This window comes from Janthinobacterium sp. UMAB-56, assembly GCF_900095265.1.
Taxonomy (GTDB): Bacteria; Pseudomonadota; Gammaproteobacteria; order Burkholderiales; family Burkholderiaceae_D; genus Janthinobacterium.
On the sequence record NZ_LT607663.1, the window covers coordinates 51,176 to 75,524 of the forward strand.

Sequence of the window (24,349 nt, forward strand, 5' to 3'; positions counted from 1 at the left end):
CCAATTAGCTGTTTAACTGATCAGGAAGCCGCGACCATGCGCCAAAATTTGCCAGTGACTAACCGTGAAGTCCTCGTCTTGGACGATCAGGCCATCGTGTCGAAAACGGATATGAACGGCAATATCGTGTATGTGAATCCCTACTTCAGCCAGGTCAGCGGCTTCAGCGAGGCAGAGCTGCTCGGTTCGCCCCAGAATATCGTACGCCATCCGGACATGCCGGCCGAAGCGTTTGCCGACCTGTGGACCTCGATCCAGGCCGGTACGCCGTGGACGGGCCTGGTCAAGAATCGCTGCAAGAACGGCGACTTTTACTGGGTGCGCGCCAACGTCACGCCCATCCGCGAAGCAGGCAAGACCATCGGCTACATGTCGGTGCGCGTGAAAGCCGACAAAGACCAGGTCAAGGCGACCGAAGAAGCCTACGCCGCCATCCGCAACAAGGAAGGTGGCAACATTATCATCAAGAACGGGCAAATCGTGCGCCCGGGCCTGGCGCTCCTGGTGCACAAGCTGACGCACATGTCGCTCAACCTGCGCATCTGGGCCGCCACCTCCATCGTCAACTGTCTGCAACTGCTGGTGTGCGTCATCAGCCTGTTCGCCAGCGGCGGCAAGATCACCAATTACGCCATCTTCGGCGCCACCCTGTTTGGCTTCCTGATCAACGTTTTCCTCTGGTACACCTTGCGCATGTCCGTGCTCAAGCCGCTGGGCAAGGCCCTGAACGGCGCGCGGGCGATCGCCGCCGGCGACCTGTCGGGCAGTTTTGAAACGGAAAGCACCGATGAAGTGGGACAATTGCTGCGCGCGCTGCAACAGATGAACAGCAACTTGATCGCCACCATCCGCGACGTGCGCATCAACGTGGAAACCATGGCCGTGGCCACCAAGCAAATTGCCGTCGGCAATATGGATCTCTCGGGCCGCACGGAATCGCAGGCGGCCAGCCTGGAAGAAACGGCGTCGAGCATCGAGGAATTCTCGTCGACGGTGAAACAGAACGCGGACAACTCGGTGCAGGCGAACGAGCTGGCCGTGGCCGCCTCGAAAGTGGCCGTGCAGGGCGGCGAGATCGTTGCCGAAGTGATCACCACCATGGACGAGATCAATACCTCGTCGAAGAAAATCGTCGACATCATCGCCCTGATCGAAGGCATCGCCTTCCAGACCAACATCCTGGCCCTGAACGCGGCCGTGGAAGCGGCCCGCGCGGGCGAACAGGGCCGCGGCTTCGCCGTCGTGGCGGGCGAAGTGCGCAACCTGGCGCAGCGCTCATCCGTGGCGGCCAAGGACATCAAGCAGCTGATTGAAATTTCCGTCGGCAAGGTGGGCGCCGGCATGCTGCAGGTGAACCGCGCCGGCGCCACCATGGAACAGGTGGTCAGCTCCGTCAAGCAGGTGACGGCCATCATGCAGGAAATTTCCATCGCCTCGCGCGAACAGAGCATCGGCGTCGACCAGGTCAACCAGGCCATCGCCCACATGGACCAGGTGACGCAGCAGAACGCGGCTCTGGTGGAAGAAGCCGCCGCAGCCGCCACGCGCCTGGCGGAAGAAGCGGCCAGCCTGTCGCAAGCCGTGAGCCTGTTCAATTTCGGCAAGATGCCGCCACCGCGCCGTGTCGCCATGCCTGGCGGCAAGGGAGGCGCCGCGAACGCCGGCAAACCTGCCATGAAACGCCTGGCCGCCTAAACCTTTCAAGACTTTACACACATCATGCCTACACTACTCAGCAGTGCTTCCGCCGACCTGGATGCCGTGGTCGAGTTCGATCCGCTCATCATCGGCAAGATGAGCCAGTCCGGCCCCCGCTACACCTCGTATCCGACCGCCGACCGCTTCCATGCCGACTTCGGCTACGGCAATTTCCTCGAAGCGCTGGCCGCGCTGCGCCTGCGCGGCGGCCGCCGTCCGCTGTCGCTGTACGTGCATGTGCCGTTCTGCGACACCTTGTGCTACTACTGCGCCTGCAACAAGATCATCACCAAAGACCGCAGCAAGGCCGCCACCTATCTCAGTTACCTGAAACAGGAAATCGCCATGCAGGGCAAGCTGTTTGCCGGCATGAACCAGATCGAACAGCTGCATTTCGGCGGCGGCACGCCGACTTACCTGAGCGAAAAGCAGATGGACGAGCTGATGCTGCATTTGCGCCAGCATTTCGAGTTCGCTTCCGATGAAGACGGCGAATATTCGATCGAAATCGACCCGCGCACCGTGTCGCGCGAGCGCGTGTTTTCCCTGCGTGCGCAAGGTTTCAACCGCATCAGCCTGGGCGTGCAGGATTTCGACGCCGACGTGCAAAAAGCCGTCAACCGCATCCAGCCGGAAGCGGAAACGGTAGCCATCATGCAAGCGGCGCGCGACGCCGGTTTCCGCTCGATCAGCATTGACCTGATCTACGGTTTGCCGAAGCAAAGCCTGGAGACGATGACGGAAACCTTGCGCAAGGTGATCAACGCCAGCCCCGACCGTATCGCCCTGTACCACTACGCGCACATGCCGCATTTGTTCAAGCCGCAGCGCCGCATCCTCGACGCCGACATGCCCGACAGCGCCACCAAGCTGGCCATGCTGGGCCTGTGCATCGCGCGCCTGACGGCGGCCGGTTATGTCTACATCGGCATGGACCATTTTGCCAAGCCGACGGACGACCTGGCCGTGGCGCAGCGGCAGGGCCGCCTGCACCGCAACTTCCAGGGCTACTCGACGCGCGCGGAAGCGGACCTGATCGCCTGCGGCGTGTCGGCCATCAGCTCCGTCGGCGCCGTCTACAGCCAGAATGAGAAAACGCTGGATGCGTACTATGAAAAGCTCGACGAAGGCGTGCTGCCGATCGCGCGCGGCATCAAGCTCGATACGGACGATTTATTGCGCCGCATCATCATCCAGATGCTGATGTGCAATTTCGAGTTGTCGATCGCCACCATCGAACAAGCGCATCCCGTGAAGTTCCGCAGCTATTTCGCCGCCGAGCTGGAAAAACTGCGTGAACTGGCGCGCGATGGCTTGCTCGTCATCGAGGAAGACTGGCTGACGGTGACGCCGAAAGGGCGCTTGCTGATCCGCAATATCTGCATGGTCTTCGACCGCTACCTGACGCAGGCCCGCGCCAACGCGGCGCCGGATGCGGTGCAGCCGCTGCGCTACTCGAAAACGGTGTAACGCCGCCCGATGAACGCCCTGAGCCTCGTGCCCATGTTCATGGTCGGCCTGGCCGGCAGCGTGCACTGCATCGGCATGTGCGGCGGCATCGTCGGTGCCCTGTCGCTCAGCGGTGGCGCACCGACGGCGCCAGTCCGCCCGGTCATTTCCATCGCCGTGGCGCGCCCTGCAATGCAGACAGCCTTGCCATCGAACGTGCTGCGCGTGCTGGCCTACAACGGCGGGCGCATAGGCAGCTATATGCTGGCCGGCGCCCTGGCTGGCAGCCTGGCCGGCGCAGGCATGCTGCACATGGCGTCACTGCAGGTGGCCGGCTACTGGCTGGCCAACCTGATGCTCGTCGCCCTGGGCCTGTACCTGATGGATGCCTGGCGTGGCCTGGCCCACCTGGAAGCGGCCGGCAACGTCGTCTGGCGCCGCGTGCGGCCACTGCTGAAGCCCTTGATGCCCATGGATAGCGTTTTCAAGGCGCTGGCCGTGGGCGGGCTGTGGGGCTGGGTGCCGTGCGGCATGGTCTACAGCGCCCTGCTGACGGCCATGCTGCAAGGTTCGGCCCTCAACGGCGCGGCCACCATGGCCGCCTTCGGCCTGGGCACCTTGCCCACCCTGCTGGGCATGGGCTTGCTGGGCACGCGGCTGCGCGCACAGATGCAGCGCCGCCCCGTGCGCATCGCCAGCGGCTTGCTGGTGCTGGGCTTTGGCTTGCTGGGCCTGCTGCGCGCCGCTAACGGCGTGTCGCTGGGCTGGCTCGACGCCCTGTGCGTGACGGGTCATCCATGAAAAGAATCGTATGAATGCTGTCTTGAAACCTACTACCTGTTTCCACTGCGGCTTGCCCGTCCCTGCCGGCAGTAAATGGCTCGTCACCATAGACGAGCTGCCGCGCGCCATGTGCTGCCCCGGCTGCGAAGCGGTGGCGCAAACCATCGTCGACATCGGCCAGAGCGCGTATTACCGCGACCGCGACGAGTACGCCGTCAACGCGTTTGATGCCACCCTGATGCCGCCCGAACTGCGTTTGTACAGCAATGACGACGCGCAATTCGCGCGCGACGCCAGCAGCTGCGAAGCGACCCTGTCCGTCGAAGGCATACGCTGCGCCGCCTGCGTCTGGCTGATCGAACGCCAGCTGACGCGCCTGCCCGGCGTGCAGGCGGCCAGCCTGAACGTCGCCACCGAGCGCCTGTACGTGCGCTGGAGCCGCGCCGAATGCGAGCCGGGCGACATCCTGCAAGCCGTGCGGCAAGTCGGCTACACGGCTTATCCGTATGACGCCGTGCGCCATGGCGAGCGCCTGCAAAAGGCCAGCAAGACCCTGGGCCGCCAGCTGTTCGTGGCCGGCCTGTCGATGATGCAGGTCATGATGTATGTGGCGCCCGCCTACCTGGCCGCCGAGGATGGCACGCTGGACGAAAATATGGCCAGCCTGATGCGCTGGGCCAGCCTGCTGCTCACCTTGCCGGCCATCTGCTATTCGGCCATGCCCTTCTTCCAGGGCGCCTGGGCCAGCCTGCGCGCGCGCACACTGGGCATGGACGTGCCGGTGGCGCTGGGCATCCTGGCAGCCTTCTTCGGCAGCGTGGTGGCGACCTTCACGGGCCACGGCGAGGTGTATTACGACTCGGCCACGATGTTCATCTTCCTCTTGCTGTGCAGCCGTTACTTCGAGCTGCAGGCGCGCCGCAAGGCGGCTTCGGCGCTGGAACGACTGCAGCACGCCTTGCCTGCCTCGGCCTCGCTGATGCCGGGCTTTCCCGACAACCGCGCCACGACCCTGGTGCCGGCCGCCAGCCTGGCCGTGGGCGACATCATGCTCGTGAAACCGGGCGAGGCGATCGCCGCCGACAGCGTCATCATCGAGGGCACGAGTGCGCTGGACCTGTCGCTGCTGACGGGCGAGAGCGCGGCGCAGCGCCGCGAAACGGGCGACCAGGTGCCAGGCGGGGCCATCAACGCGAGTGCCATCCTGACCTTGCGCGTGCTCAAGCCGGCACGCGAAAGCACCCTGTCCGATTTATTGAAACTGATCGAGCGGGCCGGCAGCGGCAAGCCGCAGATCGCACAATGGGCCGACAAAGTGGCCGCCTGGTTCGTGCTGGGCCTGCTGCTGTTTGCCGTCGCCGTGTTCGCCTTCTGGAGCTGGCACGATGCGTCGCGGGCCTGGCCCGTGGCCATCGCCGTACTGGTCGTGTCGTGCCCGTGTGCACTATCGCTGGCCACGCCGACGGCGCTGGCGGCCGCTACCGACAGCCTGCTGCGGCGCGGCGTGCTGATCGTCCAGCCGCATGTGCTGGAAACCCTGCACCGCGCCACGCACATCATCTTCGACAAGACGGGGACCTTGACCCTGGGCCGGCCCGTGCTGCAGCGCATCGAGGGGCTCGGCAGCATGACGGACGACGCTAGCCTGCAAGTGGCCGCCGTGCTGGAAGCGGGCAGCGCCCATCCGCTGGCGCAGGCGATCCTGGCCGCCGCCGAAGGGTTGCCAAGACAGCAGCCACGCGCGCATGCCGAGCAATTGCAGGAAGTGCAGGGACAGGGACTCGAAGGCTGCGTCGACGGCGTGCGCTACCGACTCGGCAATGCGGCCTTCGTCGCCGCCATCGCCGGGCCGCCGCTGGGCGACACGGCCGTCGGCGTGCAAGGCATGACGCCGCTGTACCTGGGCACGCAGGGACGCTGGCTCACGCGCTTCCTGCTCAGCGATGCGCTGCGCCCGGAAGCGCGCGACGTCGTCGACTATTTCCGCCGGCACGGCAAGCAAGTCGTGCTGCTCAGTGGCGACCAGGAAGCGCTGACGCAAAACGTGGCGGCGCAACTGGGCATCGCCACGGCCTGCGGCGAATGCCTGCCCGATGAAAAGCTCGATTTCGTGCAGCAATTGCAGGCTACGGGCGCCGTCGTGGCCATGGTCGGCGACGGCATCAACGACGCCGCCGTGCTGAGCGGTGCCGACGTCTCCTTCGCCATGGGTTCCGGCGCCGCGCTGGCGCAGGCGCATGCGGACACGGTGCTGCTCTCGAGCCAGTTGCAGTGCGTGCTCGACACGGCGCAAACGGCCGCGCGCAGCATGCGTATCATCCGCGAAAACCTGGGCTGGGCCACGCTGTACAATCTGACGGCCATCCCGGCCGCCGCGCTGGGTTTCCTGAATCCCTGGCTGTCCGGTGTCGGCATGGCTGCCAGCTCGGCCGTCGTCATCGCCAACGCCCTGCGCCTGCGGAAAGTCTGAACCATGGAAGCACTCTACCTCCTCATCCCCTTAAGCGTCGTGGTCGTTTTCATCGCCCTGTGGGTCTACTTCACGGCCTCGGACAGCGGCCAGTTCGACGACCTCGTCGGACCGGGCCTGCGCGTGCTGCAGGACGACGATACGCCGGCCAAACCGGCGCCCGACGAACCACAGGCCTGACGTTTCCCCTCCGGCACGATGGCGCCTGGGCGTCGTTGAAATACGCCTTTTGACACAGATCAAGCCCTGCTTGTAGGGATCTTGCATGGCATTTTTTTGCCCGAAACGCGGTTTATTTTGATGCCAGTTCGCTACGCTTATTTCATCCGGGGAATTTTGATCCACATCAAAGTTTTTTCACGGTCAAACACTTACTCTCTGGCCACCATCATAAATAGTAATTCCAGGGAGAGTCTTTGTGGATCAATCGCTGAACTATAACTACAAGATCGTGAAGCAATTCGCGGTCGCTACTGTGGTATGGGGCATCATCGGCATGCTGGTTGGCGTTATCATCGCCGCTCAGCTGGCCTGGCCTGCCCTGAACCTCGACATACCTTGGCTGACATACGGACGTTTGCGTCCGCTGCACACGAATGCGGTGATTTTCGCCTTCGGCATCTGCGGCCTGTTCGCCACTTCGTACTACGTCGTGCAACGCACCTGCCAGGTGCGCCTGTTTTCCGACAAGCTGGCCGCCTTCACGTTCTGGGGCTGGCAAGCGGTGATCCTGTGCGCGGTCGTCAGCCTGCCCATGGGCCTGACCCGCGGCAAGGAATACGCCGAGCTGGAATGGCCTATCGCCATCCTCATCGCCGTCGTCTGGATTGCCTACGCCATCGTTTTCTTCGGCACCCTGATCAAGCGCAAGGTCAAGCATATCTACGTGGCCAACTGGTTCTTCGGCGCCTACATCCTGGCCGTGACGATTTTGCACGTGGTCAATGGCGCCGTCATGCCAGCGTCGTTCACCAAATCGTATTCCGCCTATGCGGGCGTGCAGGACGCCATGATCCAGTGGTGGTACGGCCATAACGCGGTGGGCTTCATCCTGACCGCCGGCTATCTGGGCATGGTTTACTACTTCATCCCGAAACAGGCCGAGCGCCCCGTGTACTCGTATCGCCTGTCCATCGTCCACTTCTGGGCGCTGATCTTCACCTACATGTGGGCCGGCCCGCATCACCTGCATTACACGGCCTTGCCTGACTGGACGCAATCGATCGGCATGGTCTTCTCGCTGGTGCTGCTGGCGCCAAGCTGGGGCGGCATGATCAACGGCATCATGACCCTGTCGGGCGCCTGGCACAAGCTGCGCACCGACCCTATCCTGAAATTCATGATCGTCTCGCTGTCGTTCTACGGCATCGCCACCTTCGAAGGTCCGATGATGTCGATCAAGACCATCAACTCGCTGTCGCACTACACCGACTGGACCGTTGCCCACGTGCATGCGGGCGCCCTGGGCTGGGTGGGCTTCATCACCATGGGTTCGATCTACTATCTGCTGCCACGCCTGGCGGGCCGCACGCAGATGCACAGCACGCGCCTGGTCGACGTGCACTTCTGGGTGGCCACCATCGGCATCGTGCTGTATATCGCCGCAATGTGGATCGCCGGCGTGATGCAGGGCCTGATGTGGCGCGCGGTCAATCCGGACGGCACCCTGACCTACACCTTTGTCGAAAGCGTGAAAGCAACGTATCCGTACTACGTGGTGCGCGTGGCCGGTGGCCTGCTGTACCTGTCGGGTATGTGCATCATGGGCTACAACACCTGGATGACCTTGCGCGGCAGCAAACTCCCCGTCGCCCGCATTCCGGAACTGAACGCGGCGCACGCCTGATAGGAGCGAAAGCAAATGAAATTTTCACATGCATGGATTGAGAGAAACCCCTGGCTGCTGATCGCCCTGGTCACGGTGGTGATCAGCATCGGCGGCGCCGTCGAGATCGTTCCCCTGTTCTTCCAGAAGAGCACGACGGAACCGGTCGCCGGCCTGAAGCCGTATTCGCCGCTGCGCCTGGCAGGCCGCGACATTTACGTGCGCGAAGGCTGCTACAACTGCCACTCGCAGATGGTGCGTCCGCTGCGCGCGGAAACGGAGCGCTATGGCCACTATTCGGTCGCTGGCGAGTTCGTCTACGACCGTCCGTTCCAGTGGGGTTCCAAGCGCACGGGGCCCGACCTGGCCCGCGTGGGCGCCCGCTACAGCGATGAATGGCACCGCACGCACTTGAACAACCCGCGCGACGTGGTGCCCGAGTCGAACATGCCGGCCTACCCATGGCTGGCGAAGACCAAGCTGGAGCCCGGCGACATCATGCCGAAGATGCGCGCCCTGAAGCGCCTGGGCCAGCCGTACAGCGATGAAGAGATCGCCGCCGGCCCCGCGCAGCTGCAGGACAAGACGGAAGAAGACGCCCTGGTCGCCTATCTGCAAGGCCTCGGTACATTAATCAAAACAAGGAATTAGCATGGCAATCGACAACCTGTTTGACAGCGCCAGCAGCGTCATGACGGTGGTTTCCTTTACGACGTTCGTAGGCATACTGTGGTGGACTTTCAGCCGCAGCAATAGCGACTTCGACGCGGCGGCGCGCCTGCCGTTCGACGACGAGGCGCTCGATTACGCGGCTGAAGCCGAGATGAACCTGGCGAAGGAGCGCAACCATGGCTGACTTTACCAATGGATTCTGGAATATCTACATCATCGTGCTGTCCTTGCTGGGCATCATCGGCTGCGGCGTGCTGCTGTACTCGCAGTCGAAGGTGAAAGTGGCCGCCGGCGCGCCCGCCGACGGTACCACCGGCCACGTCTGGGACGAGGACTTGAAGGAACTCAATACGCCGATGCCGCGCTGGTGGATGTGGTTGTTCTACATCACCATCGTCTTCGCCCTGGCGTATCTGTTCCTGTATCCGGGCCTGGGCAACTATGCCGGCAGCCTGGGCTGGAAATCGACGGGCCAGTACGAGGAAGAGCTGAAGAAGGCGGAAGCCGACTACGGCCCCCTGTTCAACAAGTACCTGAGCCAGGACTTGAAGACGGTGGCCGCCGATCCGCAGGCGCAAGCCATCGGCCAGCGTCTGTTCCTGACCTACTGCGCGCAATGCCACGGTTCGGATGCACGCGGCAACAAGGGCTTCCCCAACCTGACCGACAAGGACTGGCTGTATGGCGGCGATCCCGACATCATCAAGACCACCATCATGCATGGCCGCAATGGCCAGATGCCGCCGATGGGCGCCGCGCTGGGCTCCGAGAAGGATGTCGAGAACGTGGCTCATTATGTGCTGAGCCTATCCGGTTCCACCTCGGACCCCGTCAAGTCCGTACTGGGCAAGGCCAAGTTCGGCGCCTGCATGGCTTGCCATGGCGCCGATGCGAAGGGTAACCAGATGCTCGGTTCGCCTAACCTAACGGACAAGATCTGGCTGTATGGCGGCAGCGCCGATACCATCATGGAAACCATCCGCAAGGGACGCAACAACACCATGCCGGCCTTCAGCGATTTCCTCGGCGAATCCAAGGTACACGTGCTGTCGGCGTATGTCTGGAGCCTGTCAAATCCTCAGACGCCCGTGAAATGACGTAATGGAACCTCAAGTCATCAAGATGTATGCGGCCCGCGAGCAAATCTACCCTCGCGAGGCCAAAGGACGCTACGCTACCTGGCGATGGGTATGCGTCTGGCTTACCCAGCTGGCGTTCTACGGCTTGCCGTGGTTGACCTGGAATGGCAGGCAAGCCCTGCTGTTCGATTTGACCACGCGCAAGTTCTACATTTTCGGCGTCGTGCTGTGGCCCCAGGATTTCATCTATCTGGCGGCCCTGCTGATCATCTGTGCGTATTTGTTGTTCCTCGTCACGGCCATTGCCGGGCGGGTGTGGTGCGGCTTTTCCTGCCCGCAAACGGTATACACGGAAATCTTCCTGTGGGTCGAACGCCGGATCGAGGGCACGCGCAGCGCGCGCATGGCCCTCGACAAGCAGGGCCCCTCCGTGCGCAAGACGTTCAAGAAGACGGCCAAGCACCTGGCATGGGGCGCCATCGCCCTGTGGACGGGCTTTACCTTTGTCGGCTACTTCACGCCGATCAAGGAACTGGCGCGCGAGGTGAGCACCTTCAATTTCGGTCCCTGGGAATGGTTCTGGGTCTTGTTCTACAGCCTGGCAACCTACGGCAACGCGGGCTGGCTGCGCGAGCAGGTGTGCAAGTACATGTGCCCCTACGCGCGCTTCCAGAGCGCCATGTTCGACCAGGATACCCTGATCATCACCTACGATGCCAAGCGCGGCGAACCACGTGGCGCCATGAGCAAGAAGGCCGGCAACAACGATAAGCTGGGCGATTGCATCGATTGCACCCTGTGCGTGCAAGTGTGTCCGACCGGCATCGATATCCGCAACGGCCTGCAGTATGAATGCATCGGCTGTGCCGCCTGCGTCGATGCCTGCAACAGCGTGATGGACAAGGTCGACCGGCCGCGTGGACTGGTACGCTACAGTACCGACCATGCGATGGAAAACAACTTCAGTTCGCAGCAGATCCGCCAGCGCGCCATGCGCCCGCGCGTGCTGATCTACACCTCCATCCTGGCCTTGATCATCATTGCCGTGTGTACTTCGCTGGCCCTGCGCACGCCGCTGAAAATGGACGTCATCCGCGACCGCGGTTCGATGGGACGCGAAGTGGAAGACGGCATGATCGAAAACGTCTACCGCCTGCAGATCATGAACACTTCGGAGCAAAGCCAGCATTTCAAAATCAGCGCTTCCGGCTTGCCGGGCCTGACCTTGCTGACGCGCGAGGAAGTGACCTTGCAGCCGACGGAAACGCTGGGCTGGCCGATCCGCCTGCGCGTGCCGCACGGCGTGGGAGAAAAGGGCTCGAACAAGATTGCGGTCGAACTGCAATCGCTGGACGACCCAACGCTGCATGTGCGTGAAAGCGCGGTCTTCATCGTGCCGCGCTAAGGTAGCAAGGCCAGTCCCCGTATGGGGATTGGCCAATTAATCAGGAGAAATACCATGTCCGACAGTCTCAAGCTGCAAGCTCCCGTTGCACCGTGGTACAAGCATCGCTGGCCGTGGCTGCTGATGCTCGGTCCCGGCCTGTCCGTGGTCGTCGGCAGCTTCATGGGCTATATCGCGTTTACGCAGCCCGACGCGCTGGTGGTGGGCGATTATTACAAGCAGGGCAAAGCGATCAATCAGGACTTGCGGCGCGATACCATCGCCAGCAACCTGGCGATGGATACCAGCCTGTCGTATGACGTTGCTGCAGCGCGCCTGACCGGTTCCGTGCATAGCTTCAGCAAGGCTTACCAGGGACCTTTGCTGCTGCACCTGGCGCATGCGACCCTGCCGGAAAAAGATATCAAGCTGATGGTACAGCCCGATGCGGCCGGCAACTTCTCGGTGGCGCTGCCCATGCTCGAACGCAGCCGCTGGCAAGTGCTGGTGGAAAACGACAAGCGCGAGTGGCGCCTGTCCGGCATCTGGACCTGGCCGCTGCAACGCAGCATCGCGCTGCATGCCGATGAAGAGTTATAAGCCTTATTTGCAGACGTCGGTGCCGGCCGTAATGGCTTTCAACTTGGCCGGCTGCAGTATCTCGATCTCGCGGTTGGAGACGCGCAGCCAGCCTTCCTTCTTGAACTTCGACAACAGCCGGCTGACGCTCTCGATGGTCAGCCCCAGGTAGTTGCCGATTTCCTCGCGCGACATGCGCAGCTGAAAATTGGTCCCGGAATAACCGCGCGCCTCGTAGCGCGACGCCAGGTTGACGATGAAGGCGGCAAAACGCTGCGTCGCCTGCATATTGCCCAGCAACAGCATCACGCTTTGCTCGCGCGTGATTTCCTGGCTCATCATGCGGTGGAAATGGCGCAGCAGGGTCGGCATATTGCCCAGCAATTGTTCCAGGCTGGAAAACGGAATTTCACACACTTCGCTATCTTCCAGTGCCACCGCATTACAGTGGTGGCGGTCGGCGCTGATGGCATCCATGCCCAGCAGTTCGCCCGCCATCTGGAAGCCCGTCACCTGCTCTTCGCCGCCCGGATTGATCTGGTAGGTCTTGAAGTGCCCCAGGCGTATTGCATACAGGTTCTGGAACGAGTCGCCGATGCGGAACAGCGGGGCGCCGCGCGCGATCTTGCGGCGGCGGCCGATGATCTGGTCCAGTCTATCCATGTCACCCACATCGAGACCCATCGGCAGGCACAATTGATGCATGCTGCAGGTCGAGCACCGCGCACGCAAGGCCTCCACGTTCACTGTGGGCAAGGTGGGAGTGCTTGGCGCTTCTGTCATGTCGATACCTTTTTGAAAATGCAATAACAAGTTTACTGCATACAGAGTTGCCGTGTGCCAATTTCGCCGCAATTTCGGCGAATAAACGACGTCTAGCCTTTAATTATATGGCAACATCGTCAAAAGCCCGTACGGGGAGGGCAATTTGCGCAGTGGCGCTTGCCAAGCTGAGGTATTGATAGGAAAATTCCTGACAGCATTATCTGCCGCCTGTGCCGCCCGGCACTGAAAAGGAAATCATGAAGCCTCTCGGCATCAAAGCAAAAGTCGCGCTGGCCACCAGCCTGACCTCGATCGCCATGATCGCGCTGGTCACCATACTCCAGGTGCAGCACATGCGCGACGACTTCACCCGAGTCTTGCTGGGCCAGCAATCGGCAGTGATCAGCCGCACTGCCGCCGAGCTCGACGACAAGCTCGGCATGTTGCTGCAAATCGTCACCCTGACGGCCAAACAACAGCCGCCGGAACTGATCGGCCAGCCTGCCCGGCTGCGCGAATACTATGCGCGCCGCTCGATGCTGGTGCTGTTCGATGACGTGCTGGTGCTCGACGCGCAGGGCGCCATCGTGGCCGACATGCCGGAAGTGGCGGGGCGCGCCGGCATCAATGTCGCCGAGCGCGAATATTTCCAGACCGTCCTGCGCACGCGCCAGCCCATGATTACCGAGCCCATGCTGGGCAAATCGAGCGGCATGCCCATCGTGCAGATGGTCGCCCCCGTGCTGGACGCCGATGGCCAGGTGGCTGGCGTGGTGATCGGCGTGCTGCGCCTGTACAAGGACAACCTGCTGGGACGCCTGCGCACGGAAAAAATCGGCAAGAACGGCTATTACTTCATCCTCACGCGCGGCGCCGTGCCGCGCTATGTGCTGTACCCCGACACCAGCCGTTTGCTGCAGCCGCGCCAGCCGGACGCCAACCTGGCGACCACCCGGCTGCTGCAGGAGGATGGCGAAGGCAGCATGGTCAGTACCAATAGCCGCGGCACCACGGCCGTCAACAGCTTCAAGCGCCTGCAATCGGTGAACTGGCTGCTGGCCGCCTCGCTGCCCATCGAGGATGCCTTTGAACCCTTCGATGGCGTGCTGTACCGGCTCGTGCTGTGGAGCATCCTCGCTTCGCTGCTGGCCGCGGCCGTGCTGGGCTGGGTCACCGTGCGCCTGCTGTCGCCGCTGGTGCGCCTGCGCGATACACTGCTGGCCCTGCGCACCAGCGGCAGCCGCTTCACCCCCGTGCCGGTGCAGCAGCGCGACGAGATCGGCCAACTGACGGAAGCGTTCAACGGCCTGATGAGCGAACGCGACCGCCTGCAGCAGGAACTCGAATCGCGCGCGGCGGAACTGGAACAGGAGCGCGACCGGGCCGAGGCGGCCAACCGCGCGAAAAGCGATTTCGTGGCCAACATGAGCCATGAAATCCGCACGCCCCTCAATGCCGTGCTGGGCATGGTGTATCTGTTGGGCAATACCCGGCTCGACACGGAACAGCGCAAGTATCTGACCATGGTGCGCGTGGCTGGCCAGTCGCTGCTGGGCATCCTCAACGACGTGCTCGATTATTCGAAGATCGAGGCGCGCCGCATGGAATTGTCGCCTGTCGAATTCGACCTCGACGAAGTCATGAATACGCTGGCCACGACGATGACCATGAATGCGGGCGAAAAGGAGCTGGAACTGGCCATCGCCGTCGAACCCGATGTGCCGCGGCGCCTCGTGGGCGACACCCAGCGCCTGCAGCAAATCCTCGTCAACCTGGCCGGCAACGCCATCAAGTTCACCGAGAGCGGCGAAGTGGTGGTGGCCGTCAGCCTGGCCGAGAGCGATAACGGGCGCGCCTGGCTGCGCTTCGAAGTACGCGACACGGGCATCGGCATGACGGAGCAGCAGCAACAGCAGCTGTTTTCCGCTTTTTCGCAGGGCGACCAGAGCATCACGCGGCGCTTCGGCGGCACGGGCCTGGGCCTGGCCATCAGCAAGCAGCTGATCCACATGATGGGCGGCGAGATCGCCGTCGCCAGCAGCGAAGGCAAGGGCAGCCGCTTCTGGTTCAGCGTACCCTTCGAGATGCTGGCGCAGCCGGCCGAGACGCGGCGCACACCGACCCTGGGCCAGCTGCGTCTGCTGGTAGCCGACGATAACCGCACCACGCGCGAACTGATCGTCAAGCTGATCGAGGCGTGGGGCTGGCTGGCCGACGAAGTGGACTCCGGCTTTGCCGCCATCGAACTGTACCGCGAACGCCTGGCACAGCAGCAACCGTACGACGTGGTGCTGGCCGACTGGCACATGCCCGTGATGGATGGCCTGGCCACGGCCAAGGCCATCCGCCAGGCTGCCACGGGCCAGCGCCAGCCCATCGTGGTGATGGTCAACGCCTTCGCCCGCAATCACCTGGAAGAAATCTCCAGCGCGGCCGAGGCCGATGTCGTGCTGATGAAACCGATCACGGGATCGAGCCTGTTCGACGCCCTGCACCAGGCGCTGATCGCCAAGAACGACGACGGCGAGCAGCGCATGTTGCACCAGCCGCTGGGCACGGAACTGGCCGGCGTGCATTTCCTGCTGGTGGAAGACAACCATTTGAATCAGGCCGTGGCGCGCGGCATTCTCGAACACATGGGCGCCACGCTGGATGTGGTGGGAGACGGCTTGCAGGCGGTAGAACGGCTGCGCACGGAAGCGCTGCGCTACGACATCGTGCTGATGGACATGCAGATGCCCGTCATGGACGGCTTCAGCGCCACCCACATCATCCGCACGGAGCTGCGTCTGAGCCTGCCCGTGATCGCCATGACGGCCGGCGTACTGGCGTCCGAGCGCGAGCGCTGCATGACGGCCGGCATCAGCGATTTCATCGCCAAGCCCGTGGTGGTAGAAGAGATGATGCAAGTCATCCTGCGCCACCTGCCCAAGCGCCCGCAAGTGCAGGCGGCCGAGACGGTGCCCGTCGCCGATGAGGAAATGTTTTCCATGGCGCCGCTGATGCGCGTGATGGGACGCGACGCGAAAGGGCGCGGTGTGCTGCGGCGCATGGTGGAAGACGCGCTGAACAAGGGCATGACGCCCATGCGCGACGCCGAAACAGCGTTGCAGGCAGGCCGCCACAGCGACGTCGCGCGCATCCTGCATGGCGTGCGCGGCTCCGTGGGAACCCTGGGCACGAAACGCCTGATCCGCGCCGCGTTCGCCACCGAGGAAGCCATCGACGCGGGCAGCCTGGACGCAGTGCCGGCGCTGCTGGCGCAAACGGCGCAGGAACTGGAACTGGCGCTGGCGGCGGCACGGGAGTGGCTGGCGCGCTTACAAGATTAAATCAGGCAGGCACACCCAGGATCACGCTGGACGCTTTGAATATCGCCGTCACGCTGCTGCCGGGGGCTATGCCCAGGTCGGTACTGCTCTGGTTCGTGATGATGGCGGCAAGCGTGCCGCCGCGCGGCAAGTCCAGCACCACTTCCGTGTTGACGGCGCCCGTCTGCACGCGCGTCACCAGACCGGACAATTGATTGCGCGCGGAAAAGCGCGCCCCGTCGCTGGCAGTCACGAGGATGATCGACGAAGCCTTGATCAGCGCAAACGCTTCCGCATCCGGCACCAGGCCCAGGTTTACGCTGCTGCCCTGCGTGACGATGGCGACGATGTGCTGTCCGCCGGGCAATTCCAGGGTGACTTCATCGTTGACGGCACCCTGTTTCAGTTCGGCCACCTTGCCCAGGAATTGATTGCGCGCCGTGGTTTTCATGGCCATTCTCCGTATGAGTAAAAGATCGTCGGCGATGCCTTCCGCCTGGCTGCCCAGCTGGTGCAGATAGCGCGCATGCTCGCGCTCGATGATGCGGAAATTGTCGACCAGCTGGCGCCCCCGTTGCGTCAGCCGCGTGCCACCGCCGCCCTTGCCGCCCGTCAAGCGCTCGACCAGCGGCTCGCCGGCCAGGTTGTTCATCGCGTCGATGGCGTCCCAGGCCGCCTTGTAGCTCATCTTCACAAGCTTGGCCGCCTGCGTGATGGAGCCGCACTCGGCGATGGCGCCCAACAATTCCACGCGGCCGGCGCCGCCCAGATGCTCGCCACCCACCGTCATCCATACCGAGCCTTGCAGGCCGATTTCCGCTGCCGCTGACTTATCCAATGCGTTCACCCAATGCCATGTGTTCTTCCCTGTTATCGATCTGTCCGTCGCGCAAGTACAGCACATGCTCGCCCAGGATGCGCGCATCTTCCGGATCGTGGGTGATCAGGATCATGGGCACGTCCAGGCGTTGCTGCCACTGGCTCAGTTCCAGACGCATTTTGACACGCAGGGCCGGATCGAGGGCGGCAAACGGCTCGTCGAGCAGCAGCGCGTTTGGTTCGGCCACGAGCGCCCTCGCCAGCGCCACCCTTTGGCGCTGGCCTCCGGACAACTCGTCGGGAAACTGGTGCGCCAGTTCCTGCAAATGAAAGGCGGTCAGCCAATGCTCGACCTTGGCCAGCTTTTCGCGCGCGCGCGGGTTGAACCAGCCGCGCGCCAGGCCGAAGCCCACGTTCTGGCGCACCGTCAGGTGCGGGAACAGCGCGTAATCCTGGAACAGGTAAGCCACATTGCGCTGCTGCGGCGGCAAATTGATGCCGGCGGCGGAATCGAACAGGGTACGGCCATTCAGGCGGATATGCCCAGCGTCAGGCGTGAAGAGTCCGGCAATGGCTTTCAGGGTCATGCTTTTGCCGGCGCCGGAGGGGCCATACATGGCGATGCGCTGACTGTTCGAGGTGCATTGCACCTGCATGTCGAAGCGGCGTTTTCCGGAGCGCAAGGTGGCGCGAAGGTCGAGGTCGAGTTGCATAGGCGTCATCCTCAGCGTCATTTGTGCGCGATGCGCCCGGGCGCCAGGCGGCCAGCCGACAGCAGCACCACGATGCACACGGCAGAGGTGATCAGCACCAGGGTGTTGGCGACGTCGTCCTGGCCCGCCTGCACGGCTTCATACACGGCCACCGACAAGGTTTGCGTCTTGCCGGGGATGCTGCCAGCCACCATCAGGGTGGCGCCGAATTCGCCCAGCGCGCGCACAAAGCCCAGCAACACGCCGGCGAGGATGCCGCGCCAGGCCAGCGGTAAGGTCACGCGGAAAAAGATGGCCATTTCGGAAATACCCAGCACGCGGGCCGCCTGCTCCAGCTGGCCGTCGACGGCCTCGAAGGCGGCGCGCGCCGGCTTGAAGACGAGGGGAAAGGCCACCACCGTGGAGGCGATCACGGCGCCCTGCCACGTAAAAATGAGGTTGATGCCAAAGTTGTCCTGCAGCCAGACGCCCAGGGTGCCGCGCCGGCCCAGCAGCACCAGCAGGTAATAGCCGAGTACGGTAGGCGGCATCACCATCGGCAGGGTCAACAGGGCGTCGAGCAACTCGCGCCCGGGAAAACGCGTGCGCGCCAGCAGATAGCCCGTACCGATGCCGAGCAGCAAATTGAGCGCCGTGGCCCAGGCCGCTACTTTCAGCGACAGGGCCAGCGCGGTCCAGGCGATATCCATGCGGGCGCGTCCCTGAAGTTATGGCTTCTTGAAACCGTACTTGGCCAGGATGGCTTGCGCCGGCGCCGTCTGCAGGTAGCTGACGAAGCGCCGCGCTTCGGCGGCATTGCTGCTGCCCTTGATGGTGGCGATCGGGTACAGCACGGGCGCGTCCAATGGCACGTCCAGCACCACGCTCACCTTGTCTTTCATGATGGCCGCGTCGGTGGCGTAGACAAAGCCTGCATCGACTTCGCCGCGCGCCACGTAGTCGAGCGACTGACGCACGTTCTGCGTGCCAATGGCCTTGGGCTGCACGGCTTCCCACAGTTTCGCCTTCTTCAGCGCGCCTTCGGAGTAACGGCCGACGGGCACGCTGGCCGGGTTGGCGATGGCCACGCGGGTCACGCCCTTGTGCATCAGGTCGCTCAAGCTCTTGATGCCCAGCTTGCTATCGTGCGGCACGATCAGCACCAGGCTGTTGCCGACGAAATCCATGCGGTCGGCTGGCAAGACGAGACCCTGCTTTTGCGCCGCATCCATGGTTTCCTGGTCGGCCGAGGCAAACACGTCCACGGGCGCACCCTTGACGATCTGCTGCAGCAGCACGCCCGAGGCGGCGAAGTTCAAGGACACCTTGCTGCCCGGATACTGCGCCTCGTAGCTTTGCGCCGCATCCTTGAACGCATTCGTCAGGCTGGCCGCCGCCGACACCACCACTTCGCCGGCAAAGGCGGAGGTGGCGGCGGTAGCCAGCAGGGCGGTGCCGAGGAGCTTGGCGAGGAAGGTGAGGCGCATGATCGTATCCTTGTAAGTGAACGGTGAACAAGGAGCGTAATATACACGCATATATAGCGTTCTGCCATGGCACAAGTCAAGGCGGCTGAACTTGTGTCCAGCGCGCCCTCGTGCCGCCTCAGGCGGCCACTTTCTCGCTCTCCAGGCCATCCTTGCGCCTTGCATAGCGTTGCGCAATCACGGCGCAGATCATCAACTGAATCTGGTGAAACAGCATCAGCGGCAGGATCACCATGCCCAGCGAGTGCGTGGCAAACAGCACCTTGGCCATGGGCACGCCGCTGGCCAGGCTTTTCTTCGAACCGCAAAAGACGATGGCGATTTCGTCTTCCTTGGAAAAACCGAGGCGGCGGCTGATGAAGGTCATCAGGCCCAGCACCAGCGCCAGCAACAGTATGCTGAACACGCACAGGGCGACCAGGGTTTCCACCGAGATCGTGTGCCACAGGCCTTCGCTGACGGCTTCGCTGAAGGCCGTGTAGACCACCAGCAAAATGGAACCCTGGTCGACGAATTTCAGCATGGCCTTGTGGTGGTCGACCCAGCGGCCGATCCAGCGGCGCAGGAACTGGCCGGCCAGGAAGGGCAGCAGCAATTGCATGACGATGGAGAGCACGGCATCGAGCGACGACTTGCTTTCCGCGCCCTTGGCCACCAGCAAGCCCACCAGGATGGGCGCGAGGAAGATGCCGATGAAATTCGAGGCAGAAGCGCTGCAGATGGCGGCCGGCACGTTGCCGCGCGCCATGGCCGTCAAGGCGATCGACGATTGCACGGTCGATGGCAGCGCGCACAGGAACAAAATGCCCACGTACAGCTCGGGCGTGAGGAAGGTCAGCGCCAGCGGACGCAGGGCCAGGCCCAGCAAGGGGAACAAAATAAAGGTGCTGGCCAGCACCAGCAAGTGCAGGCGCCAGTGCATGACGCCGGCCACCACGGCTTCGCGCGACAGCTTGGCGCCATGCAGGAAGAACAGGGCGCCGATGGCGACGGTGGTGACATGACCGAAGACCACAGCTGTCTGACCCGTGCAGGGCAGGAAACTGGCCAGCGCCACGGTGACGAGCAGGGCGATGGTGAAATTATCGGGTTTCAGATTGCGCAGCAGGGCGGCGGGAGAGAAAGAAGACATGCGGTGACCTGGTAGCGGCGCAGCCTTGCAACACTGTGCCGTGGATGACAAAAAGCGCCGGGAGTGGCGCCAGTGCTGGCTATTCTACCTGTATTGCCCGGCACCTTGCCTGGCGGCATGGGTATCGCCGCCCTGCAAAAACCGTGCGGACAAAAAAATGCCCTGTCCGCAGACAGGGCAACCCGGAGTAAAGTACAGCGCGAGGGCGATTAGCCGGCGGCTTTGACTTTCAGTTCGTTCTTGATTTCCTTCACGCCGCTCACGGAAGCGACGATCTGCACGACGCGGTCACCCGCTTCGGCGCTCGGCACGTCACCCGACAGGACGACAACACCTTGCTGTGTTGCTACCTTGACTGGCAGGGCAGCGGCTTGCGCATCGGCGCTCAGGGCGGCCTTGGCCGAGGAAGTGATGGTTTCATCAGGGACGGCTGCGGCGGCGTTGGCGGCCACGACGGTGTCAGCAGGAGCTTGTGCTTTTGGTGCGGAGTCAGCTGCATGCGAAGCGGTGATCGAGGCGCCCGACAGAACGATAGCGGCAACCAGGGTATTGAACAGTTTCGATGTTTGCATGGTAGTTCCTCTCAATGAAGTTAAAAGCTTCTTACTTGGATAAAGCAACACTTTGAAGCGTCACATCTACCCATACAGCAAGCACCGTGCCAGCTTTTAAATTTCATTTAAAATCAATCACTTATATTCAAATCCGATTTTTTCTGCGCGTTCTGGCCGGATCTGGCCCGAAAAACAGGGCTTTTTGTCGCCTGGCAGCGACAGCTAGTGGCAAAACCATCAACGTTTTACGCTAAACCACTGATTTAAAAGGATTTATTTTTGTCGCTATTCAGCGACAGGGTCAGCATCACCGCGGAACAGGGCCGGCGTCAGCTCATATTTCTGTAGTAAGCGGTAGAACTCCGTGCGGTTACGGTCGGCCAGGCGGGCCGCGTCGGCCACGTTGCCGTCCGTCAGGCGCAGCAATTGAATCAGATAGTCGCGCTCGAAGCGCTGCTTGGCTTCGTTATAGCTGAGTGCTTCCAGGGATGGCACGCGCAGGGCGCGTTGCACCAGGGACAAGGGCACCAGCGGCGCCGTGGCCAGCGCGCACACTTGCTCGACCACATTGACCAGCTGTCGCACATTGCCGGGCCATGGCGCGCTGACTAAGGCAGTCAAGGCATCGGGCGCAAAGCCATTCAGGGTTTTTTGATACTTGGCCGCCAGTTTCTGCAGGAAATGGTTCGCCAGCAGGGAGATATCTTCGCGGCGCTCGGCCAGCGGCGGCAGGGTCAGGGTCACGACGTTCAGGCGGTAATACAAGTCTTCGCGAAATTGCCCTTCCGCCATGGCCACGTCCAGGTCGCGGTGCGTGGCGGACAAGAGCCGCACATCGACCGGACGCGTCTGGTCGGCGCCGACGGGGCGCACGGCCCGCTCCTGCAGCACGCGCAGCAGTTTGACCTGCAGCGGCAGCGGCATGTCGCCGATCTCGTCCAGGAACAGGGTGCCGCCATCGGCCGCCAGGAACAAGCCTTCGCGGTTGCCGACGGCGCCCGTAAACGACCCTTTTACGTGACCGAACAGTTCCGATTCCAGCAGCTGCTCGGGAATGGCGCCGCAATTGACGGCGATGAACGGCGCATTGGCGCGGCGGCTGGCATTGTGCAGGGCGCGCGCCAGCAATTCCTTGCCCGTGCCGCTGGGACCGCGTATCAAGATGCTGGCATCGGAACCGGCCACCAGCTTGGCTTCGGCCAGCAGCTCGGCCATCTGCGAACTACGGCTGATCAGCTCGGCACGCCAGCTTTCGTCGCCGGAGGCAGGCGCCGGCATGACGGTGGACAGGTTGATGGCGTACGCCACTTTTTCCATCAGGAGCTTGCCGTCGAACGGTTTCGTCAGATACGCAAACGCGCCGCGCGCCGTCGCTTCGACGGCGTCGGGAATGGTGCCGTGTGCCGTGAGCAAAATGACGGGCAGGGCCGCATGCTGGCGGCGGATTTCATCGAACAGGGCCAGGCCGTCGCGGCCCGGTAGTTGCACGTCGGTAATGACCAGGGCCGGCAATTCCACGGCCAGGCGCGCCAGCGCCGCTTCCGCGCTGCCCACGGCCGTGACCCGATAATTGCCTGCCTTCAAGCGGATGGTCAGCAGGCGCAGCAGGTCTGGATCGTCGTCGACCAATAAGATGTGGGCGTGCTCGCTCATTTTGGCGCTCCCGCGGCAGGGCGCACGGACAGGCTGCGTTCGATGTTTTTCAGCGCTTCGAGTTTTTCATTCAACTGGTCGATGCGGCGCTGGGCGTCGCGCAGCTGGGTGTTGAGCTTGTCGATGCTCTCTTCCTGGCGGCGCAGCTCACCGTACTGGCTGCTGAGCAATTGCGCCAGCGGTGCCAGCAGTTGACCATCCTTGCCCGTGGCAGTGGCCAGCGGTTCCAGCAAGGCTTGCGCGCGGGCCAGGTCGCCGGCACCGCGCACAGTCGCCTGCAGCATGGCGCGGCGGACGGTGTTGTGCGGCGCGTGATCGGCCTTCGCCAGGTCCAGCTGCGCCTTCATCAGTTCCGACGGCGTCATCAGGCGCAAGGCACTTTGATAGGCCAGCAGTTCGGTCAGTTGGGGATCGGCCACCACCACCACGCGCGGCGGCGTTTGCACCAGCACAGGCGTCTGGGGGGAAGGCTTGGCGGCGCAAGCGCCCAACAGCAGCGCACAGGCGGCCATGCCGGCCAGGGAAATTCTCGTCATCATAAGGGCAGTTCTATCCGAAAATGCGCGCCAGCCTGGCGCGGTAAAAGGGTGACGCTGCCATCGTGGGCAGCGATATATTCGCGCACGATGGACAGGCCGATGCCATTGCCGTTGCGTGCACCGGCCGCCTGGCGCACCCCCTGGTAAAACGGTTCGAAAATACGCGCGGCATCCTCGGGCGCCACGCCGGCCCCCTCGTCGATGCAGTCGATGCGCACACGGCCGCCTTCGCAGGACAAGGCAAATTGCACGCTGCCGCCTTCCGGGCTGAAGCGCACGGCATTCGACAGCAGGTTGGCCAGGGCCGTGGCCAGCTTGTCGCGGTCGGCCTGCACGATCAGGGACACGCCCTGCACCGTGACCGTCAAACGGCGCGCCAGCCATTGCAGGCGCTGCCCGGCCACCACATCTTGCAGCAAGACCAGCAAATCGACCTTGCTGTGCGCCAGATGCTGGGCGTCAAAGGCGGCGGTATTGTAGCGCAGCAAGTCTTCGATCTGGGTTTGCAGGGACGCCGTGTTTTGCTGCAGGATGCCGGCGATTTCACGCTGGCCATCGCTGAGCTTGCCTGCCACCTCGTCTTCCAGCAAGGCCACGCCTTCGCGCAGCGCCGCCAGCGGCGTCTTCAGCTCATGCGAGATGTGGCGCAAAAAGCGTTCCTTGTCGGCATCGAGGTCCGCCAGGCGCTGGCGCAGCCAGTCGAGCTGCTGGCCCAGACGGCGCGTATCGGCCGGGCCGCCGACGACGATGGGCTGGTCATAGCGCTTGTCGCCCAGGCGCCCGATGGCCGTCTCGATGCGGCGCAAGGGGCGCGACAGCAAGAAGCCGAAGCAGGTGGCCAGCACGGCCGCCAGCAGCACGGCGCCGCCCACCAGCACGCCCAGCACGCGGCGCTGGCGCTCCAGCTCGGCCAGCAGGGCGTCGTTGCGGCTGCCGATTTCCGTCTTGCTTTCGCGCGCCAGGCTGTCATTGATCTGCGTCATGCGGGCAAACGCGCGGTACACGACGGCGTGGCCATCGCGCTTGCGGCGCTTGCCGGCCTGCAACACTTCCCAGGCCGCTTGCGCCTGCGCCGTCCACTCCTCAGCCAGCTGCGGCGCGAACTCGGGCGTGGCGCGGTTCAACACTTGCAGCGCGGCCGTCGCGTCGTCGCGGGCCGCCGCATAGCGCTCGCGGAACACGGGGTCGTCGAGCACGAGAAACTGGCGCGCGCTGCGCTCCATGGCCAGGGTGCGCTCGGACAGGCGCTGCGACTGTTCCGTCAGGGTAATCGCCTGCGCCGCCGTCTCGCGCCCCAGCCGCGCCAGGTGCTCCAGGGTCAGCAGGGCTTGCACGGACGTGGCCGTCAAAATGCCCGTCGTCAAAATGAAGGCGGCAAATAGCAGTTGGCGAAAGGACAGTCTGGACAAGGTAAGTGCCTTCGGTTCAGTCAGCAAGGGGGAAAAGGCGCATGGTACG

At 63.2% G+C, this 24,349-nt stretch carries 22 protein-coding genes; 12 read left to right on the forward strand and 10 right to left on the reverse strand.

Going from position 1 to position 24,349, the window contains the following annotated elements; translation table 11 throughout:
- Positions 1–36: 36 nt before the first annotated feature.
- The 11 genes from K0F85_RS20480 (at position 37) to K0F85_RS20530 (ending at position 11,960) form a co-directional block, all read left to right on the forward strand.
- A complete protein-coding gene (locus K0F85_RS20480; RefSeq protein WP_219117792.1) occupies positions 37–1,695 on the forward strand; it encodes a PAS domain-containing methyl-accepting chemotaxis protein in 1,659 nt (552 codons plus the stop codon).
- 24 nt (positions 1,696–1,719) lie between these two features.
- Positions 1,720–3,168 (forward strand): oxygen-independent coproporphyrinogen III oxidase, encoded by a 1,449-nt coding sequence (gene hemN / locus K0F85_RS20485; RefSeq protein WP_219117793.1) that lies wholly within the window; start codon positions 1,720–1,722, stop codon positions 3,166–3,168.
- Positions 3,169–3,177: 9 nt separating this feature from the next.
- A complete protein-coding gene (locus K0F85_RS20490) occupies positions 3,178–3,948 on the forward strand; it encodes a sulfite exporter TauE/SafE family protein (RefSeq protein ID WP_219117794.1) in 771 nt (256 codons plus the stop codon).
- Positions 3,949–3,958: 10 nt separating this feature from the next.
- Positions 3,959–6,400, forward strand: coding sequence for a heavy metal translocating P-type ATPase (locus tag K0F85_RS20495; RefSeq protein ID WP_219117795.1), 2,442 nt, complete (start codon positions 3,959–3,961; stop codon positions 6,398–6,400).
- Between the two features lie 3 nt (positions 6,401–6,403).
- Positions 6,404–6,580 carry a cbb3-type cytochrome oxidase assembly protein CcoS gene (ccoS, locus tag K0F85_RS20500; protein WP_219117796.1) on the forward strand — a complete coding sequence of 59 codons (177 nt, stop codon included), beginning with the start codon at positions 6,404–6,406 and terminating at the stop codon, positions 6,578–6,580.
- 238 nt (positions 6,581–6,818) lie between these two features.
- Positions 6,819–8,246 carry a cytochrome-c oxidase, cbb3-type subunit I gene (ccoN, locus tag K0F85_RS20505; protein WP_046681775.1) on the forward strand — a complete coding sequence of 476 codons (1,428 nt, stop codon included), beginning with the start codon at positions 6,819–6,821 and terminating at the stop codon, positions 8,244–8,246.
- Positions 8,247–8,261: 15 nt separating this feature from the next.
- Positions 8,262–8,876, forward strand: coding sequence for a cytochrome-c oxidase, cbb3-type subunit II (gene ccoO / locus K0F85_RS20510; RefSeq protein WP_219117797.1), 615 nt, complete (start codon positions 8,262–8,264; stop codon positions 8,874–8,876).
- Between the two features lies 1 nt (position 8,877).
- A complete protein-coding gene (locus tag K0F85_RS20515) occupies positions 8,878–9,081 on the forward strand; it encodes a cbb3-type cytochrome c oxidase subunit 3 (RefSeq protein ID WP_219117798.1) in 204 nt (67 codons plus the stop codon).
- Entirely contained in the window at positions 9,074–9,994 is a 921-nt protein-coding gene (ccoP, locus tag K0F85_RS20520; RefSeq protein WP_219117799.1) for a cytochrome-c oxidase, cbb3-type subunit III, read from the forward strand. Before K0F85_RS20515 ends, ccoP begins: the two co-directional genes overlap by 8 nt.
- 4 nt (positions 9,995–9,998) lie before the next feature.
- Complete coding sequence (gene ccoG, locus K0F85_RS20525) at positions 9,999–11,381, forward strand: cytochrome c oxidase accessory protein CcoG (protein ID WP_257572931.1); 1,383 nt, start codon at positions 9,999–10,001, stop codon at positions 11,379–11,381.
- Positions 11,382–11,435: 54 nt separating this feature from the next.
- Positions 11,436–11,960 carry a FixH family protein gene (locus tag K0F85_RS20530; RefSeq protein WP_219117800.1) on the forward strand — a complete coding sequence of 175 codons (525 nt, stop codon included), beginning with the start codon at positions 11,436–11,438 and terminating at the stop codon, positions 11,958–11,960.
- 3 nt (positions 11,961–11,963) lie between these two features.
- On the opposite strand, the gene fnr is transcribed toward K0F85_RS20530, so the two are convergent.
- On the reverse strand, positions 11,964–12,722 hold the full coding sequence (gene fnr / locus K0F85_RS20535) for a fumarate/nitrate reduction transcriptional regulator Fnr (RefSeq protein ID WP_219117801.1): 759 nt from the start codon (positions 12,720–12,722) through the stop codon (positions 11,964–11,966).
- A gap of 239 nt (positions 12,723–12,961) precedes the next feature.
- Here fnr and K0F85_RS20540 point away from each other — a divergent pair, with 239 nt between their 5' ends.
- Positions 12,962–16,036: a response regulator gene (locus tag K0F85_RS20540; protein WP_219117802.1), complete on the forward strand. Its 3,075-nt coding sequence runs from the start codon at positions 12,962–12,964 to the stop codon at positions 16,034–16,036.
- A gap of 1 nt (position 16,037) precedes the next feature.
- Here the strand turns inward: K0F85_RS20540 and K0F85_RS20545 are convergent, their stop codons facing one another.
- The 9 genes from K0F85_RS20545 to K0F85_RS20585 all read right to left on the reverse strand — a co-directional run bounded on the left by K0F85_RS20545 (position 16,038) and on the right by K0F85_RS20585 (position 24,300).
- Entirely contained in the window at positions 16,038–16,805 is a 768-nt protein-coding gene (locus tag K0F85_RS20545; protein ID WP_219117895.1) for a TOBE domain-containing protein, read from the reverse strand.
- A 40-nt stretch (positions 16,806–16,845) separates the two neighbouring features.
- Positions 16,846–17,547, reverse strand: coding sequence for a sulfate/molybdate ABC transporter ATP-binding protein (locus K0F85_RS20550; RefSeq protein WP_219117803.1), 702 nt, complete (start codon positions 17,545–17,547; stop codon positions 16,846–16,848).
- 17 nt (positions 17,548–17,564) lie between these two features.
- Entirely contained in the window at positions 17,565–18,236 is a 672-nt protein-coding gene (modB, locus tag K0F85_RS20555) for a molybdate ABC transporter permease subunit (RefSeq protein ID WP_219117804.1), read from the reverse strand.
- A gap of 18 nt (positions 18,237–18,254) precedes the next feature.
- Positions 18,255–19,013, reverse strand: a complete 759-nt coding sequence (gene modA, locus K0F85_RS20560) for a molybdate ABC transporter substrate-binding protein (protein WP_219117805.1) — start codon at positions 19,011–19,013, stop codon at positions 18,255–18,257.
- 118 nt (positions 19,014–19,131) lie between these two features.
- On the reverse strand, positions 19,132–20,145 hold the full coding sequence (locus K0F85_RS20565) for a bile acid:sodium symporter family protein (RefSeq protein WP_219117806.1): 1,014 nt from the start codon (positions 20,143–20,145) through the stop codon (positions 19,132–19,134).
- Positions 20,146–20,354: 209 nt separating this feature from the next.
- Positions 20,355–20,717 (reverse strand): BON domain-containing protein, encoded by a 363-nt coding sequence (locus tag K0F85_RS20570; RefSeq protein ID WP_034752546.1) that lies wholly within the window; start codon positions 20,715–20,717, stop codon positions 20,355–20,357.
- Positions 20,718–20,984: 267 nt separating this feature from the next.
- Positions 20,985–22,352 carry a sigma 54-interacting transcriptional regulator gene (locus K0F85_RS20575; RefSeq protein ID WP_219117807.1) on the reverse strand — a complete coding sequence of 456 codons (1,368 nt, stop codon included), beginning with the start codon at positions 22,350–22,352 and terminating at the stop codon, positions 20,985–20,987.
- The gene (locus K0F85_RS20580) at positions 22,349–22,891 is read right to left on the reverse strand and encodes a SlyX family protein (protein WP_257572932.1); all 543 of its coding nucleotides are present in this window, start codon (positions 22,889–22,891) and stop codon (positions 22,349–22,351) included. Before K0F85_RS20580 ends, K0F85_RS20575 begins: the two co-directional genes overlap by 4 nt.
- On the reverse strand, positions 22,888–24,300 hold the full coding sequence (locus K0F85_RS20585; protein WP_219117808.1) for an ATP-binding protein: 1,413 nt from the start codon (positions 24,298–24,300) through the stop codon (positions 22,888–22,890). The genes K0F85_RS20580 and K0F85_RS20585 overlap by 4 nt, the downstream gene beginning before the upstream one ends.
- Positions 24,301–24,349: the final 49 nt, after the last annotated feature.

Coding starts and splice junctions, on each gene's coding strand:
- ccoO (WP_219117797.1), top strand. CDS start 8,262: ATGAAATTTTCACATGCATGGATTGAGAGAAACCCCTGGCTGCTGATC.
- ccoS (WP_219117796.1), top strand. CDS start 6,404: ATGGAAGCACTCTACCTCCTCATCCCCTTAAGCGTCGTGGTCGTTTTC.
- K0F85_RS20550 (WP_219117803.1), bottom strand. CDS start 17,547: ATGCAACTCGACCTCGACCTTCGCGCCACCTTGCGCTCCGGAAAACGC.
- K0F85_RS20545 (WP_219117895.1), bottom strand. CDS start 16,805: ATGACGGTGGGTGGCGAGCATCTGGGCGGCGCCGGCCGCGTGGAATTG.
- ccoG (WP_257572931.1), top strand. CDS start 9,999: ATGGAACCTCAAGTCATCAAGATGTATGCGGCCCGCGAGCAAATCTAC.
- K0F85_RS20540 (WP_219117802.1), top strand. CDS start 12,962: ATGAAGCCTCTCGGCATCAAAGCAAAAGTCGCGCTGGCCACCAGCCTG.
- K0F85_RS20575 (WP_219117807.1), bottom strand. CDS start 22,352: ATGAGCGAGCACGCCCACATCTTATTGGTCGACGACGATCCAGACCTG.
- K0F85_RS20495 (WP_219117795.1), top strand. CDS start 3,959: ATGAATGCTGTCTTGAAACCTACTACCTGTTTCCACTGCGGCTTGCCC.
- K0F85_RS20570 (WP_034752546.1), bottom strand. CDS start 20,717: ATGCAAACATCGAAACTGTTCAATACCCTGGTTGCCGCTATCGTTCTG.
- K0F85_RS20530 (WP_219117800.1), top strand. CDS start 11,436: ATGTCCGACAGTCTCAAGCTGCAAGCTCCCGTTGCACCGTGGTACAAG.
- ccoP (WP_219117799.1), top strand. CDS start 9,074: ATGGCTGACTTTACCAATGGATTCTGGAATATCTACATCATCGTGCTG.
- modA (WP_219117805.1), bottom strand. CDS start 19,013: ATGCGCCTCACCTTCCTCGCCAAGCTCCTCGGCACCGCCCTGCTGGCT.
- K0F85_RS20515 (WP_219117798.1), top strand. CDS start 8,878: ATGGCAATCGACAACCTGTTTGACAGCGCCAGCAGCGTCATGACGGTG.
- K0F85_RS20480 (WP_219117792.1), top strand. CDS start 37: ATGCGCCAAAATTTGCCAGTGACTAACCGTGAAGTCCTCGTCTTGGAC.
- fnr (WP_219117801.1), bottom strand. CDS start 12,722: ATGACAGAAGCGCCAAGCACTCCCACCTTGCCCACAGTGAACGTGGAG.
- K0F85_RS20565 (WP_219117806.1), bottom strand. CDS start 20,145: ATGTCTTCTTTCTCTCCCGCCGCCCTGCTGCGCAATCTGAAACCCGAT.
- K0F85_RS20490 (WP_219117794.1), top strand. CDS start 3,178: ATGAACGCCCTGAGCCTCGTGCCCATGTTCATGGTCGGCCTGGCCGGC.
- modB (WP_219117804.1), bottom strand. CDS start 18,236: ATGGATATCGCCTGGACCGCGCTGGCCCTGTCGCTGAAAGTAGCGGCC.
- hemN (WP_219117793.1), top strand. CDS start 1,720: ATGCCTACACTACTCAGCAGTGCTTCCGCCGACCTGGATGCCGTGGTC.
- K0F85_RS20580 (WP_257572932.1), bottom strand. CDS start 22,891: ATGATGACGAGAATTTCCCTGGCCGGCATGGCCGCCTGTGCGCTGCTG.